15 protein-coding genes are annotated in these 15,915 nt (G+C 58.3%); 7 read left to right on the top strand and 8 right to left on the bottom strand.

Annotation, left to right across the window (positions count from 1 at the left end):
- Positions 1-146 precede the first annotated feature (146 nt).
- The 7 genes from CFBP5473_RS15205 (at position 147) to CFBP5473_RS15175 (ending at position 8,987) form a co-directional block, all read left to right on the top strand.
- Entirely contained in the window at positions 147-2,096 is a 1,950-nt protein-coding gene (locus tag CFBP5473_RS15205) for an ABC transporter substrate-binding protein (protein WP_027675316.1), read from the top strand.
- Positions 2,097-2,206: 110 nt separating this feature from the next.
- Positions 2,207-3,193 (top strand): ABC transporter permease, encoded by a 987-nt coding sequence (locus tag CFBP5473_RS15200; RefSeq protein WP_027675317.1) that lies wholly within the window; start codon positions 2,207-2,209, stop codon positions 3,191-3,193.
- A 9-nt stretch (positions 3,194-3,202) separates the two neighbouring features.
- Positions 3,203-4,327 (top strand): ABC transporter permease, encoded by a 1,125-nt coding sequence (locus tag CFBP5473_RS15195; RefSeq protein ID WP_027675318.1) that lies wholly within the window; start codon positions 3,203-3,205, stop codon positions 4,325-4,327.
- A 10-nt stretch (positions 4,328-4,337) separates the two neighbouring features.
- Positions 4,338-6,062, top strand: coding sequence for an ABC transporter ATP-binding protein (locus CFBP5473_RS15190; RefSeq protein ID WP_027675319.1), 1,725 nt, complete (start codon positions 4,338-4,340; stop codon positions 6,060-6,062).
- A gap of 44 nt (positions 6,063-6,106) precedes the next feature.
- Complete coding sequence (locus CFBP5473_RS15185) at positions 6,107-7,294, top strand: galactarate dehydratase (protein ID WP_027675320.1); 1,188 nt, start codon at positions 6,107-6,109, stop codon at positions 7,292-7,294.
- Positions 7,281-8,147, top strand: a complete 867-nt coding sequence (locus tag CFBP5473_RS15180) for an aldose epimerase family protein (RefSeq protein ID WP_027675321.1) — start codon at positions 7,281-7,283, stop codon at positions 8,145-8,147. Before CFBP5473_RS15185 ends, CFBP5473_RS15180 begins: the two co-directional genes overlap by 14 nt.
- 117 nt (positions 8,148-8,264) lie before the next feature.
- Positions 8,265-8,987 (top strand): L,D-transpeptidase, encoded by a 723-nt coding sequence (locus CFBP5473_RS15175; protein ID WP_027675322.1) that lies wholly within the window; start codon positions 8,265-8,267, stop codon positions 8,985-8,987.
- Positions 8,988-8,989: 2 nt separating this feature from the next.
- On the opposite strand, the gene CFBP5473_RS15170 is transcribed toward CFBP5473_RS15175, so the two are convergent.
- The 8 genes from CFBP5473_RS15170 to CFBP5473_RS15135 form a co-directional block, all read right to left on the bottom strand.
- Positions 8,990-9,607, bottom strand: a complete 618-nt coding sequence (locus CFBP5473_RS15170; protein WP_027675323.1) for a hypothetical protein — start codon at positions 9,605-9,607, stop codon at positions 8,990-8,992.
- A gap of 87 nt (positions 9,608-9,694) precedes the next feature.
- A complete protein-coding gene (locus CFBP5473_RS15165) occupies positions 9,695-9,907 on the bottom strand; it encodes a hypothetical protein (RefSeq protein WP_027675324.1) in 213 nt (70 codons plus the stop codon).
- A gap of 130 nt (positions 9,908-10,037) precedes the next feature.
- Positions 10,038-11,375, bottom strand: coding sequence for an MATE family efflux transporter (locus tag CFBP5473_RS15160; RefSeq protein ID WP_106389384.1), 1,338 nt, complete (start codon positions 11,373-11,375; stop codon positions 10,038-10,040).
- Complete coding sequence (locus CFBP5473_RS15155; protein ID WP_027675326.1) at positions 11,376-11,954, bottom strand: peroxidase-related enzyme; 579 nt, start codon at positions 11,952-11,954, stop codon at positions 11,376-11,378.
- Position 11,955: 1 nt separating this feature from the next.
- Positions 11,956-12,459, bottom strand: coding sequence for a CMD domain-containing protein (locus CFBP5473_RS15150; protein ID WP_027675327.1), 504 nt, complete (start codon positions 12,457-12,459; stop codon positions 11,956-11,958).
- Between the two features lie 68 nt (positions 12,460-12,527).
- Positions 12,528-13,994: an NAD(P)-binding domain-containing protein gene (locus CFBP5473_RS15145; RefSeq protein ID WP_027675328.1), complete on the bottom strand. Its 1,467-nt coding sequence runs from the start codon at positions 13,992-13,994 to the stop codon at positions 12,528-12,530.
- A gap of 54 nt (positions 13,995-14,048) precedes the next feature.
- On the bottom strand, positions 14,049-15,119 hold the full coding sequence (locus CFBP5473_RS15140) for an ABC transporter ATP-binding protein (RefSeq protein ID WP_027675329.1): 1,071 nt from the start codon (positions 15,117-15,119) through the stop codon (positions 14,049-14,051).
- Between the two features lie 4 nt (positions 15,120-15,123).
- The gene (locus CFBP5473_RS15135; RefSeq protein ID WP_027675330.1) at positions 15,124-15,915 is read right to left on the bottom strand and encodes an ABC transporter permease; all 792 of its coding nucleotides are present in this window, start codon (positions 15,913-15,915) and stop codon (positions 15,124-15,126) included.

Here is a 15,915-nt window from a genome sequence, read left to right as displayed (position 1 = left end):
AAATCTGTCAATACTTGTAATCATCTGAAAACACCCATATGGTCACCCTGCCGATGGAGGATTGGCACGCGGGTTGGCCAGAAGGCTGAAGCAATGAGGTTTTGTACCTTGCTGCGACCTGCGATCTTTTGGGAGGAAATCGATCGATGCGCGATGGGGATGATATCTCGCACGGCGTGACGCGCCGTACCTTTATTGCCGGGCTGGGGGGCGTCGCTGCGCTGTCTCTCGTCGGCACTTCGGCCAGCGCTGCTGCTGGCAAGGAAGCGCCTGAACTGGCCGCTCTCGTCAAGGATGGGAAGTTGCCGCCTCTGGCGGATCGTCTGCCGAAGAACCCGATGGTGGTGACGCCGTTCGAAAAAGTCGGCACCTATGGCGGCACCCTGCGGCGTGGCCTGCGCGGCTCGTCGGACCATAACGGCATCCTGCGCATGGTCGGCAATCAGAGCCTTGTTCGCTGGAACATGGAATTCACCGAGGTTCTGCCGAACCTTGCCGAAAAGTGGGAAGTCAGCCCAGACGCATCCGAGTTCACCTTCCATCTGATACAGGGCGTGAAGTGGTCCGATGGCCATCCTTTTACCGCCGACGACGTGGTGTTTGCCATCGAAGACTGCATCAAGAACAAGGAGCTTTATAGCGCCACCCCGGCGCAGCTATCCGTGGCAGGCAAGGCCGTCGATGTATCGAAAGTCGATGATTTCACCGTGAAGTTCAAATTTGCGGCTGCAAACGCGCTGTATCTCGAAAACCTCGCGACACCGCTCGGCCAGCACCCCACGCTGTTCCCCAAGCATTATTGCAGCAAGTTCCTGCCGAAATACAATGCGGCCTTGGATGCGGAGATCAAGGCAGCGGGCGTTTCCAGCTGGACCGAGCTTTTCCGCGCCAAATGCGGCGATATTGAAATCCCGTCCCGCTGGTCCAATGTCGACAAGCCGACGCTGGATCCATGGGTCGTCAAGGAGCCATATTCCGGTGGCGCGACGCGCGTCGTGATGACCCGTAACCCGTATTTCTGGCAGGTCGATACCGAGGGCAACCAGTTGCCCTACATCAACGAGATCAATTTCGGCATTTCTCAGGATGTCGAATCCCTGATGCTGAACGTAATCTCGGGCAAGATCGATATTCAGGAGCGGCATATCAGCGTTCTTGCCAACAAGCCGACGCTCTCCAAGAACATGGAAAAGGGCGATTACCGGCTGATGACGCTGATACCCTCGGCTGCTCAGCAGTGCCAGATTTACCTCAACATCACCCACAAAGATCCTGCCATGCGCAAGATGTTTGCGGACAAGTCCTTCCGGCAGGCACTGTCTTTGGGGCTCAACCGCGAAGAGATCATCGAGATCGTCTATTTCGGGCAGAGCGAGGCCTATCAGGCTGGTCCACGTCCAACGCATCCATGGTATCACGAGAAACTTGGTCGACAGTTCAGCGAGTTCGATCCTGATAAAGCCAACGAGCTTCTGGACAAGGCCGGATACGACAAGAAGAATGACAACGGCATTCGCCTGCGTCCCGATGGCCAGCCCATCTTCTTCTCCATCGATGTCATTCCAACGCTCTATCCCGATCTCGTGGATACGCTTGAACTGGTAAAGGCCCAGTGGGCGCAGATCGGCGTCGATATCAAGGTCAACACCATCGAGCGTGCTCTGTATTACACGCGCGGTGATGACAACGCCCATGATGCCGCCGTCTGGCCGGGACCCGGCGGACTGGACCCGATGCTCGACCCGCGCGACTTCTTCGCCTTCCATCCGCAAGGATCGCGCTACGCCATTCCGTGGGCACTCTGGTACACATCCAACGGCCAGAAGGGCGAAGAGCCACCGGAAAGCCAGAAGAAGCGTTTCAAGCTTTTCGACGAGGCGCGCTCGACTGCGGATATTGCCAAGCGCGGCGAAATCATGAAGCAGATTTTCGATATCGCTGCGGATGAATTCGAAACGATTGGCGTCTGCCTTGCGGTTGGCGGTTTCGGCATCATCAGGAACAATCTCCACAACGTTCCAGAAAAAGAACCGGACAGTTGGTCCTGGCCGAACCCCGGTCCCGCGCTGCCGCAGCAGTTCACCTTCACAAGCTAAACGACTGATGCGTGTCGCCGTTCGCGCGGCGACACTTTTCGATTGGGTCGAGTGGCAGATATCCGCTTTCTGCAGGCGGATATGCTGCAAAACGTGATTGTGAGAACGACATGTTGGTCTTCATCGTGAAACGGCTGCTGTGGATGATCCCATCGCTGTTTGCCGTCAGCTTCCTTGCCTTTGTCCTCATTCAGTTGCCGCCCGGCGACTATGTGACGACCTATATCGCCACGCTTGCCGCTTCGAACGAAGTCATCGACCAGAACACCGCCGCGCAATTGCGCGAGCGCTTCGGTCTCGGCGACCCTATGATCATCCAGTATCTCAAATGGATATGGGGCATCATCAGCCACGGCGATTTTGGCATGTCCTTCGAGTGGCAGCAGCCGGTTTCGGGTCTGATCTGGGAGCGCATGGCGCTGACGCTGGTGTTGGCAATTGCCAGTCTGCTGGCCACATGGGCGATTGCGCTGCCTATCGGCGTCTTCTCCGCCGTGCGCAAATATTCCATCGGCGACTACATGTTTACGGCCTTCTCCTTCTTCGGGCTTTCCATCCCGTCCTTTCTGCTTGCGCTGGTGCTGATGTATGTCGCCGCGGTGGAGTTCGGGGCGGATGTCGGTGGCCTGTTCTCGGCCCAGTTCGAGACAGCTCCGTGGAGCATCGCCAAGATGATGGATCTGATGGCGCATATCTGGCTGCCCGTCACCATCCTTGCGGTTTCCTCCACAGCCAGCCTGATCCGCGTCATGCGCGCCAATATGCTGGATGAACTGCCAAAGCCCTACGTCACGACTGCGCGCGCCAAAGGTCTTTCCGAGTTTCGTCTGTTGACGAAATATCCGCTCAGAATTGCGCTGAACCCATTCATTTCTACCATTGCATGGCTTCTGCCCAACCTCATTTCGGGCTCGGTGGTTGTCGCCATCGTTCTCAATCTGCCAACCGCCGCGCCGCTGCTTCTTCAGTCGCTCATGGCGCAGGACATGTATCTCGCCGGTGCCTTCGTGCTCCTCATCTGCGCCCTGACGCTTATCGGATCGCTCATCAGCGATATCCTGCTGGCGCTGGTCGATCCCCGCATCCGGCTCGAATAGGAGGGCGCCATGACCGACATCGCAACAATCATCGATACGCGCCCGGATCGCGCAGCCGTTGCCTCTCAGTGGCAGCTCATCTGGTGGGCATTCAAGCGGCACCGCCTCGCCATGGCAGCGCTTTTCGTTACGATAGCAATGTATATCGTAGCGCTCGTGCCCGGCTTTTTCGCCATCAACGATCCCATTCTCCAAAACGCCCGCTCCACGTTTCATCCGCCGCAACGTGTGCATCTCTTCGATACGACGGATGGTTTTTCCATCGGGCTGCACTACTATCCGCTGAAACTGACGCGCGACCCGGAAACGCTTGCCGCAATCTTCGTAGAAGATACGAAGAAGAAAATTCCGATCGAACTGTTCGGTCGTGGTTATGAGTACTCGGTGCTCGGCCTGTTCAACTCGAATGTCCACCTGCTCGCATCCACGGACAAGACACGCCCGCTCTTTCTGTTCGGCGCAGATCGCCTCGGACGAGATGTCTTCAGCCGCGTGGTTCAGGGTGCGCAGGTTTCACTGTCCATCGGTCTGGTCGGCGTCTTTTTCTCGCTCGTTCTCGGCATCGTGCTGGGTGGCATATCGGGATATTATGGTGGTCGGCTCGATTTCGTCATGCAGCGCGTGATCGATTTCGTCCTGTCCTTGCCCACCATTCCCATCTGGCTTGCCCTGGCGGCGGCGCTGCCGCAGGGCTGGCCCGCAACGCTGCAATATATGATGATCACCATCATCCTGTCCTTTACCGGCTGGGCGCAGCTTGCCCGTGTGGTGCGTGGACGCTTCCTGTCTCTCAGAACGGAAGAATTCGTCGCCGCAGCAAGACTGGATGGCGTACCGGAAGGACGCATCATTTTCCGTCACATGCTGCCCAGCTTCTCCAGCCACATCATCGCATCCGTCACGCTGGCAGTACCTGCAATGATCCTTGCCGAAACGTCGCTGTCCTTCCTCGGTCTTGGACTTCAGCCGCCGACGATTTCCTGGGGCGTGCTGCTACGTGAGGCGCAAAACATCCGCTCGATTGCGACAGCCCCATGGCTCTTCCTGCCGGGTGTTGCGGTGGTCGTTGCGGTGATGGCGCTGAACCTTCTCGGCGATGGTCTGCGCGATGCAGCCGACCCCTATAACAAGTGAGGGCCTTTAGATGAGCGAAGTCGTCTCGATGAAACCTGCAAAGCCCCTTCTTGAAGTCCGCAACCTCGTGACCGAATTTCCGTTGCGCACCGGCGTCTTCCGCGCCGTCAACGATATTTCCTTTTCGATAGAGCCGGGCAAGACGCTCTGCGTGGTCGGTGAAAGCGGCTCCGGCAAGTCGGTCACGGCGCGCTCGATCCTTCAGATCATCGACAGCCCCGGCTATATCGCCTCCGGCTCGATCATACTCAATAAGGCGGATGGCTCATCGACCGATCTGGCGAAACTGGACCCGCGAGGGCGCGCCATTCGCGCTGTTCGCGGTGCCGATATCGCGATGATCTTTCAGGAGCCGATGTCGTCGCTTTCTCCGGTTCATACGGTCGGTGACCAGATCACGGAAGCCCTGCGGCTTCACTTGAAAATGAGCAAGGCGCAGGCGAGGGCAGAGGCAATCGAGCTGTTGCGGCAGGTCGAAATCCCCAACCCTGAAAAAGCGCTGGACCGATACGCCTTCCAATATTCCGGCGGTATGCGTCAGCGCGCCATGATCGCCATGGCGCTCGCCTGCAAGCCTCAGCTTCTCATTGCCGATGAGCCGACGACGGCGCTGGATGTTACCACGCAGGCGGAAATTCTCGACCTCATCTCCCGCCTGCAAAAGGCTCACGGCATGGCTGTACTGTTCATCACGCATGATATGGGCGTCGTCGCCCAGATCGCCGATGACGTGCTGGTCATGCATCATGGTGTGGTAAAGGAATACGGCACGGTTGAGCAAATCTTCCACAATCCGCAGGATCCCTATACGCGGATGCTGATCGGCTCGGTCCTGAAACTGGAGCAGAAGGCCGAGATCCGCCTTGCCCGTCCGCCGCTCGATCAGACTGCAGCACCGATACTGGAAGTGAAAGACCTGTCCATGCATTTCGGTGAGATGAAGGCGCTGGATGGTGTTTCCATCAAGCTTCTGCCCGGCGAAACGCTCGGCATCGTCGGCGAAAGCGGATCGGGTAAAACGACCATGGGCCGCTCCATCATGCGGCTCTATGATCCGACCGCAGGCGAGATGCTGTATAGAAGAGCCGATGGCTCGGTTGTCGATCTGTCTAAGATCGAAGGCAAGGAACTGAAGGCTGCGCGCAGGGAGTTGCGCATGGTGTTTCAGGATCCGTTCGGATCGCTGAACCCGCGCATGACCGTTGCGCAGGTGATTGGGGAGCCGCTGCTCGTCAATGGCGTAGCCAAGGGCAAGGAGTTGGAGGACCGCGTTTGTTCCCTGATGGAGCAGGTGGGTCTGGACCCCAACGGGCGTGAACGCTATCCGCATGCCTTTTCCGGTGGCCAGCGACAGCGCATCGGTATCGCGCGCGCAATCACGCTGAAACCCCGCATCATCGTTGCCGATGAAGCCACTTCGGCTCTGGACGTCTCTGTCCGGTTTCAGGTGCTGGATCTGCTGATGAAGCTACAGGACGAATTGGGCCTCGCTTATATCTTCATCAGCCACGATATCGGCGTCATCCGCTACATGTGCGACCGGGTCGGCGTTATGTATCGCGGCAAGCTGGTAGAGGTGGGAGAGGCCGAAAAGGTCTGCAACGCTCCCGATCACCCCTACACGCAGGCTCTGCTTTCCGCCATCCCGAGGCCGGACCCGCGGGATCGGGACCGGACGAGGCGGTTCCGTTATGTCGAACCGGCGGCAGTCAAAAACGGCGCTGCCGCCCGATGACGCTGCATTTTCCATCTGCTTGAATTCATGAGGAAGACTGAGGCATGAAAATCGATCGCATGCGGGTGTTCGTCACCCGCGACAAGGACCGTCCGCGCGTCATCGTGGCATTGGACACGGATGATGGGCTGACCGGCTGGGGCGAATGCTACAATCATGGACCCGATCTCGCGCTGCCGCCGGTTCTGGATTATCTCTACAACTTCTTGGCAGGACAGGACCCCACGAGGGTAGAGTTTCTCTATAACCTGATGTTGCAGCAGAACCGCTTCCCGCCCGGCGCACTCGGCCTGTCGGCTATCTCGGCGCTGGATCACTGCCTGTGGGATTTGGCGGCAAAGGCTGCCGGGGTGCCGGTCTATAAGTTGCTCGGCGGTGAGGTGAGGGATCGCATCAAGGTCTATGCGGGCGTCTATACCGCTCCGGATGCGCCAGCCGCCAGAGACGAGTTCGACCGTCTCAACGAAGGCTGGGGCTTTAGCGCTTTCAAGCTCAGCCCATGGCGTGTGGATATCCATGCGCATCGCTGGGGCGAGGTGGTGCGCAGTTCCGCCGAATATTTCCGCACGCTGCGTGAAACCGTTCGTGCAGATTACGACATCGCCTTCGATGCCCATGCCAAGATTTTCGAGCCCGCCGCCGCGCGGCAGCTTGGCAATGCGCTTGCGCCATATGATCCGCTTTTCTACGAAGAGCCGCTTCGCCCGGAAAATATCGAGATGTGGGGCGATCTCAAACAGGGCCTGAATTGCACGCTTGCAACGGGCGAAAGTCTCTATAATCGCAACGAGTTCCTTCGCCTTCTTCAGGTAAAAGGTGCAGACATCATCCAGCCGGATATCTGCGTGGTCGGCGGTATATCGGAAATGCGCCGCATCGCAACTTTGGCCGAAGCCCACTTCGTCAGCATTGCGCCGCACAACCCGATGGGGCCTCTGGCAACCGCAGTCAATGTGCACTTTTCTGCGGCTCAACAGAATTTCCGCATACTTGAATACCGCCTGCCGAAGGGACAGGTCTATGCCTATGGCGGCAACGATCTCGTCACGGAAGAGGACGTTACGCGATACGTCGTCGATCCTTATCTGCCGAAGGACGGCTATCTTGAACTGCGACCGGACCGTCCTGGCTGGGGCGTCGAGATTGACGAAAAGGCCATGCAGGAAGACGGCTACGTCCATTGGCAGCGGCGCGTGCCGAAGCGTCCCGACGGATCCTATGCATTCGCCTGAGGAGGTTTCTATTGCAAGCGGGCCATTATCGGCCCGCTTTCGTCCCGCATGGGGCGGGCGCATGACCCATCTCAGCCATGCAAGGCTGGGACAGATTCTCGTGCCCACTCAGGAGGATCGTTTCGAGCCCTATCAGTGGCCGCGCGCGGGTGCATATCCGCTCTTTCCTTACCACAACCGCCTTTACGACGCCTCATTTATCCATGGCGGCGTTCAAAACCATCTGCGTGCGCATCCGGCTCTGGCACCCGACGCCATTCACGGGCCAGCGCATCGCCGTCTCTGGAACGTTGCGGCTCACGCAGATGATCGCCTGACGCTGCGCCTCGATTATCAAGCTGATGAGGAGTGGCCGTTTTCATTTCTCGCAGAACAACATTTTCGGCTGGAAGCCAACCGCCTGACCGTGGAGCTGGCGATCACAAATCGGTCGGATATCGCCGCACCTGTCGGTCTTGGCTGGCATCCTTACATTGCCGCATCGGTTTCATCTCACGCTGAAACCGATGCAAGACTGGCATATCCGCTGGACCCGCTGAATGTTCCGACGGTCGATCCCCCGCAGCGGTGTTCCAGCCCCGCCATTCCATCAGCAACCGGATATACCCTGCATTTCAACGACTGGTCACTTGCACGCGTGACGCTTGCCGGGGGTGAGCTGTTGCTTGAGGCGGACCCGGTTTTCGGTCATCTCGCTGTCCATCGAATGGAGAATTATCTCTGCCCGGAGCCGGTCTCGATGGCGGCAGGCGTTCTGTCCATGCCTGAAGCGGAGCGGCAAGACAGGGGCTTGAAAATTCTTCCCCCGGGGGGTCGGCTTGCTGGCCGCATCACGATGTCAATCGTGGATTAGTACCTAGAGCGGGGATCGCTACCATAGCGTGGCCGATGCCGATTATGTGATCTCATCTACCTTGTCAGTCGTGCCCGATTTGGGGAAAACGAGGCTCCCTCATTTCTGGATTCTCCCATGACCCGTCTACAGCGCATCTCCCGGCGCACCTTCATGTTCGGCACACTTTCCGCAACCGCTGCTTTGGCCGGTTGCCAGACCAGCTCCGCGCCAGCACCTTTACCGGCGGTCGCACGCCGACCAATCGTGCCGCCGGACGAGGCGGAGCTGAAGCAGCGCTATGCGGCGCTTGAGGATGGTGGGCATTTTCTTCCGGCGATACCCTTTGAGAAGATCGATCCGAAATACTATCGGCAGCGCGTGATCGACCCAACGGGTGAGACGCCCGGCACCGTTGTCGTGGATACGCCTAACCGCTTTCTGTACGTGGTCGAGCCCGGCGGCACCGCCATGCGCTATGGCGTGGGCCTTGGGCGCGATGGTTTCGCGTGGGAAGGCGAGGGCGTGGTCCACTGGCGCCAGCCCTGGCCGCGCTGGAAGGTGCCGGACGAAATGATCGCGCGCCAGCCTCACCTCGCTCGCTTTTCTGTAGAGAATGGCGGCATGGACCCGGGCATAAAGAACCCGCTCGGCGCACGCGCGCTTTACATTTTCCAAAACGGGAAAGACACGCTCTACCGCCTGCATGGCTCGCCTGAATGGCAGTCCATTGGCAAGGCCACGTCATCGGGCTGTGTGAGACTGGTGAACCAGGACGTGATCGACCTCTATTCACGCGTGCCCTACCATGCGCGTATCGTCGTGCATCAGGGGCCTTTGTCCGCGGCGTCCACCGTCTGACGTCAACGAAGGAGCCCGTCGCGGTCGAACTCTTCCCAGCCATTCAGGTCAGAGGAGGTGCGTTCTGCACCACGGCTGGCCTTGGCTTTCTTCAGCGAGCGCGTCAGTTTCGCCTGATGCGCCGCCCTCCGCCTGTTCTCGGCCTTGGCGGCAAGGTCGTGTTCACGCCACTCATCGATAACGCCGCTGTTGAGCAGTTCCTCGACCACTTTCGGTTCGAACACGTGAAAAGTGATCTTTTTGGCGCGTCCCCGCAGCTTCACGCTTCGGATGCCGCCACTTGGCAGCCGTCCATCGTCCAGCCAGCGCCGTCTTTCGGTGGTCGAAATCGTCAATATGTCTTCGATTTCACGCGGCAGGATCGATAGATTCTCGATGTTTTCGAGCAGTCTGGAGACGGCGGCTGAAGCAGCGTTAAACTCGTCCTTGTCTTCTTCCTGCATCGCCAGCGTCAGGCTCATGCCTTTGATGTCCAGCTGCTTGCGCACGGACCAGGCGAGCTTTGCCCGCAGCTCCATCAATATACCTTTGGCACGCAGGGATGAGCCCATGGTCGCTGCCGGAGAGAGCGTCCATGTCTCAATCAATGAAGGAACTGTGTTGGTCTTTTTCTTTGCCATCAGGCTATAGATGGTTCTGTCGAGCTAGATGATCAACGGGCGCGAGATCATATCTCGGTTGTCAAAGCATATGCTTTCTACGCCAGCTCAGCGAGCGTTTTCCGTCCCGCCGACATAGTTTCCGATGATATGCGGCGCTGCTGCCAACAGACCGGGATTCTGCCAAACCATCGCTCCACCGATAACGAGCGCAGCCAAAATGGCAAAGCCGATCAGCCTGCGGATGATGAAAGCTGCAAGCCAGATAACGACAAAAGCCACCGCGCCCATCAAGAGCAGGCTGTAAACATCTTCAGGCATGTATGAGGTAAGCGTTTCCATTCTCGCTTATTGAGAAAAGCATTTGTCGGAAGAATGGCATTCTCCCTGGGCACGGGGCGAAATAGAGAAAGCGTTATGTCGGGTGGCAATTGAAAGAGCGGACCTTATGTCATCCAAAGGTACGTGCCGCGAGCCTCGGTAACATCAGTCGGAAGGCAATGCTTCGTGCGCCTTGGAACAGGAGCAGCGCAATCCAGAGGCCGTTATTGGCATAGAGCGGCTGCAATACGGACCACGCAGCGAAGTAGAGCAGCAGCGAGATCACCATCAGATTACGCATTTGTCTCGACCATGTGGAGCCGATGTAGACGCCGTCCATCTGGAAGGCGATGATGCCGATGAGTGGGAGGGCGACGACGTAGATCAGATACTCGTCGGCAAGAGTGGCAACGGCATCTGTCGGCGCAGTCAGCGAAATCACCCAGTCGCCAGCCGCAAGGAAGGCACATGATACGGCAGCGGCGAAAACCAGACCCCAGATGGTGGTCAGGCGGATCGTCCGGTCGAAAGCAGGTCTGTAGCGCGCGCCGACGGCACGGCCTGCAAGCTGTTCAGCCGCAGTCGCGACGCCATCCAGAAATGCGACGCCGAAGAAATAGAAGCGTAAAAGGATGGTGTTGGCAGCGAGAACCTCGATACCGAGGAATCCGCTTTGGCGGGTGAAGAACGACAGTCCGATTAACAGCGCAAAGGATCGGATCATCATATCGCCGTTAACGGCGAAAGACCGCTTCATGGCCGAAAGGTCAGGCATGCGCCATGCCGCCCTGTCCGTTTTCGTGAGAACGAGAAGGGCTCCCGCAATGGCGGTGGCCGCTTCGGCAACGAGCGAGGCTATCGCCACGCCTTCGACGCCATGGCCGAGCCTTATCACCCAATAATAGCTCAAACCGGCGTTGAGGCCGTTCAGTAATGTCTGGAGCGCCATGCTCCACAAGGCCTCTCCGCGACCGATCAGCCAGCCGAAGGCAACGAAGTTGAAAAGTACGAAGGGCGCGGACCAGATGCGCCAGTGGAAATAGGTCGCAGCAGCCTCGGCAACCGCACCGTCGGCCCCCATCGCAGCCATGCCGAGGGCGCCGATTGGAACCTGAAACACCAGCAGTAGCAGGCCCGCCACGAAGGCGATCATCAGCCCGCTCAGCAGCATACGTTGCTCGCCGATGCGATCTCCCGCACCCATGGATTGCGCGGTAAAGCCTGTCGTGGCCCCTCGAAGGAAATTGAATGTAACGAAAATGACGTCGAAGATGACGGAGGCAAGCGCTACCCCGCCGACCAGTGTCTCATTGCGCATATGCGCAATCACACCCGTCGCGACCAGCCCGACAAGCGGGGTTGACAGATAGGCGATCATCATCGGGATCGCGATCTTCAGCACATCGCGATGCGCAACGGTAAATGGGCGGACCGGTCTGTCCGCCCCATCGGTAATGGATGTATCCACTCAAGCCTTCCGATGCGGTTCGCCAAGCGTGTGCATCAGCCGGTTGGCCCAGCCGAAGATCGCAACGGAATGTATGAGGTCCAGTATTTGCAGATCATCGAGGCCGATTTCGCGAAGGTGATAGAATTGGTAAACACCAACCTCGTTCGGGTGTGCGGTCAGATCGACACCGAAATTGAACAGTGCCTGCTCGAACTCCGGCAGATCGGCTTCAAGGCCGTTGTTGTAAATTTCGTCGATGACCTCCGGACGCTTTTCCAGCTGGATGTAGCGATTGGCGTGAACGGCTGCACAATAGATGCATTTATTGACGAAGGAGCCTGCCAGCGCGCCGATTTCGCGACCGCCACGGGAAAGGCCGCCTTCGCTATACATGATGTCGTTGAAGAGCGGCGTTCGTTCGTTCAGAGCTTCGGGTTCGTTTGCCAGAACGAGAACGTAATCGGAAACTTTGGTGTTGGACGGCGTCACTTTCATGGCGTCCAGCTGTTCCGGGGTTGCCTGCGCCAGATCGATTGGCTTGACGTATGGCTTCCATTCCAGTGCGTCGAGGGTGAATTCGTGAACGGGTTCAGACATCTCAGTTATCCCTCATCATCTTCAGACCTGCCACGACGAGGATCTGATAATTCACATAGGCAATCAGCCCGGCCAGTGTGACGATGTCGCGATCATCCAGGCCTGCGGCATAGAGCTTGTCGATGTTTGCCCGTGTCGCCTCCTTCGGTGACAGGGTCACGAGGTCGACATGGGCGAGAATTGTCGTAAGTTTGACATCGCCCGGTGCAGCAGATGCAGGATCGGCAACCTCCACAACGTCATCTGACGCATTCTCCGATTTAAGAGCGGTCACATAATGAGCCTGAAGCTCATCCGCCTTCCAAAGTGCGGACATACGGGCGGCGATGGCTGCACGCAGCGCATAGGAAAAATTGCGGGGCTCGGCTGGCCGAAGCGCGGCATTGTAACTCGTCTGCGTCAGATGTTTCATCTTGGCGCGCTGTTCGCGCAGCCTGAACAATTCATCCGAGGGTTTGAGGCCGAGGACGTTGTCGATAACGTCGCCGGTGAGTGTGTCAGTCATTGTGCTTCCTCCTTGCAGAGACCGTAATGCGAGCTTGATAGAAATGAGTATTGGATCACCGTCGAGCCTCAGGCCATCTTCTGAGCGGGCGGAACAGCGTCCGCATCCGTCCATTCGCTGCCATCAAGCTCGGGCTTTTCGTAAGCCAGCAGAGCTTCCCAATGGTAGTCTATATCCTTGATGAAGAGCGACGCGGCGATGCCGCGTGCGAGCCAAAGCGCGCCTTCGCTGATTGCCGGTATGTCGCCGCTGACCTTGCCGAGACTGACGGAAGAGCCGTAGTTGAAGCAGTGGATGTTGCGCACCCATGGTGCCGCACCCGGTGTCTTTTCGGTGAAGGCGAAATCATCCTCAAGCCAGGGAAAGCGCCCTAGGCCCGGATTTTCCTCACCCTTGGGCGGCGTGTAGAGGTCTTCCCAGCAGGCAATATCGTCATTGAAAGGGGAAAGCTCCGGGCGGCTCATCGGGTCGATGGAGAACCCGGTCCCAAGAATGACGAAATCCGTGTGGAAAACGCGCCCGTTGAGGGTGGTGATGACGACTTCGCCATTCTCTTCCCTCATGGAGCGAATGCCGCAATCGAAATGGAAATACGCATTGTCATGGCGACTGACGCGAAGCGTCGAGTTATGTGGTGCCGGGGTCTGTTGCTTGACGGAGTAATCCATCAGACGCCAGCGCCACGCGGGATCGATCTTGGCGAAGCCAGCCGTGACGCCATAGGAGCCGATGCCCATCAGCTTGTTGACGGTCGGCATGGCCTTGCGCCGCGCAAGCAAACGAACCTCTTCCGCCCCGCTCTCCAGTGCCTCGGCGGCATTGTCGACCGCCGAAGCGCCGACGCCGATGACGACGACACGCTTGCCTTTCAACTTGTCGAAATCGATCAGGTCCGCAGAATGCGCCCAGCTTTTTAGCCGCTTCATGTCCTTGACGAAATCGGGGATAGTCGGCTCACCCAGCCCGTCACGGCCCGTTGCCATGACCAACTTGCGGGTGATGATCGAAGGCTGGGCGCCGCCGCTCACTTCAAGTTCCAGCAGTCCGTCGGGCCGTGGTTTGACGCGGGTCACGTCGATCCCGTTTTCGACAGGGATTTCCATCACTTCGCGATACCAGTTCAGGTAATCCATCCACATCGGGCGCGGAATGCGGAAGAGATCGTTCCAGGACTGTTCACCGAACTGTGCCGTGTACCAGGCGCGGAAAGTCAGCGACGCCATGCCGAGCGCCGGGCCGAGAAGCGTTTTGGGAGACCGCAGCGTTTCCATGCGGGCATAGGTCACCCACGGGCCTTCCTTGCCTTGCTCGGCTTTGTCCACGACACGAATATTGGCGATACCTGCGCGGGTCAGCGAGTGCCATGCAACGAGCCCGCACATGCCTGCGCCGATGATCACGACATCGCTCACGCTCTGACCATCCAGCGTCGTCAACGGCTTCGACCAGTTGGCGGCGGGATAATTGAGATACTCCAGATCCTGCCGGACGCGCGCGTTGAGGACGGCGAGTTTTTCCTGTCGTTCAAATGTCATCAGGTCGTCTCCTGAAAGAAAAAGAGGTCGCGCTTGGAAAGAGAGACGCCATGATCAATCCACCAACAGGACTGCGTCCTGATCCCGCCATGTCACCCAGACATCATCACTACTGAGATGCGATAGTGAAACAGGATCGATCTGCGCGACGAGCGTCGCTCCGTTGTCCAGCGTGACCGAGAGAACGGTATGCGCACCCTTGAACACCCGGTTTTCGATGCGACCCTTCAAGGCAAATCGTTCTGCTGGCTTTTGCGAAAGGCAGGAAATGGCTTCCGGCCTTAGAGCAACCACGGCCTTGTTGCCCGGCGTATGGCGGCTGCCATTTGTCACGGCGTGGATTGGCAGACCCAGCCATTCAAGTGTTGCTATATCGCCCTCGACGGATTTAACGGTCGTTTCAAGGAAATTGCTCTGGCCGATGAAGTCTGCGACGAAGCGGCTGCGCGGTCTGGCGTAGAGATCACCAGGCGAACCCATCTGCTCGATGCGGCCCTTGTTCATCACCACGACGACGTCCGACATGGTCAGCGCTTCTTCCTGATCATGGGTCACGAAGATGAAGGTCTTGCCGGTCGTCTTCTGGATGGCTTTCAGTTCGATCTGCATTTCGTGGCGCAGCTTCGCGTCCAGCGCAGACAGCGGCTCGTCCAGCAGGAGAACATTTGGGTCGGGTGCGAGCGCCCGCATCAGGGCCACGCGCTGGCGCTGGCCACCGGACAGCTGGTCCGGCATGCGGTCGGCAAAGTCCTGCAATTTGACGAGGCCGAGCAGCTCCATCACCCGTTTGTGGATGGAGGCGGAATCCATGCCCTTCAGTTCCAGCCCGAAGGCGATGTTGCGCGCGACAGTCAAATGCGGGAACAGGGCATAGTCCTGAAACACGATATTGACGTTGCGCTTGTTCGGCGGCAGGTGCGAAATCGCCTTGCCGTCGAGATAGATTTCGCCAGAGGATGGGGCTTCGAAGCCGCCCAACATGCGAAGTGTGGTGGACTTGCCGCAGCCGGAGGGGCCGAGCAGCGTGACGAACTGGCCCGGCTCAATGGCAAGATCGAGATCATCCACCGCAAGTGCTGGGCCGTAGGACTTGTTGACGTTTTTAAAATGAACAACTGGCTGCATGGCCTCAGCTCCTCGAACGGCGGGTGAAATGTTCGGCATAAAGGCCGACGGCGGCGGTGGCGATCAGCACAATGGTCGCCATGGCGTTGATTTCCGGCGACATGCCGCCTTGCACCTTGGCGAATATCAGCATCGGCAAGGTAGGCTTGTACCCTCCAAGGAAGAAGGTGCGCACGAAGTCGTCGATACTGGTCAGCACGCAAAAAATCATGCCGCCTACAAGCGCTGGCATAAGGTAGGGGATGGTCACGCGCAGGAACGCGATGAAGGCGTCCGCCCCAAGATCGCGCGCCGCATCCACCAGATTGGCGGGCATGGAGCGCAGGCGCGTCAGCACCATGATGACCACGAAGGGCACGGCGTGGACGGTGTGCGAGAGAATGATCGCAAACGTGCCTGTTGGGATATCGATAACGCGGATGAAGATGCGCATCGAAATGGCGTTGATCAGCCCCGGCACGACGGCGGGAAGACAGGCCAGCGCAAAGAGAATAGCCTTGCCCTTGATACCCTCGGTCGTGATCAGAAGCGCAATCCAGACGCCGACCACCGTTGCCGCGATGGTGGTGGCAAGCGCGATGCCGATGGAATAGAGCGAGGCATCGATGAACTGCTTGTCCTGTAATACCTTCGCATACCAGTCCAGCGTCCAGCTGGAGATGGGGAAGGCAATGAAGTTGGCGTCCTTGAAGCTCATCGCCATCATCAGCGCGAGCGGCAGAAGCAGATAGATGACGAAGAGCCAGTAGCTGGCGCTGAGGGCTGTTTTTGGAAGATCGTTGAAAGTGGAACGCAT

It is taken from the genome of Agrobacterium larrymoorei, assembly GCF_005145045.1.
GTDB lineage: Bacteria > Pseudomonadota > Alphaproteobacteria > Rhizobiales > Rhizobiaceae > Agrobacterium > Agrobacterium larrymoorei.
This window is presented reverse-complemented; position numbering and strand designations above follow the sequence as displayed.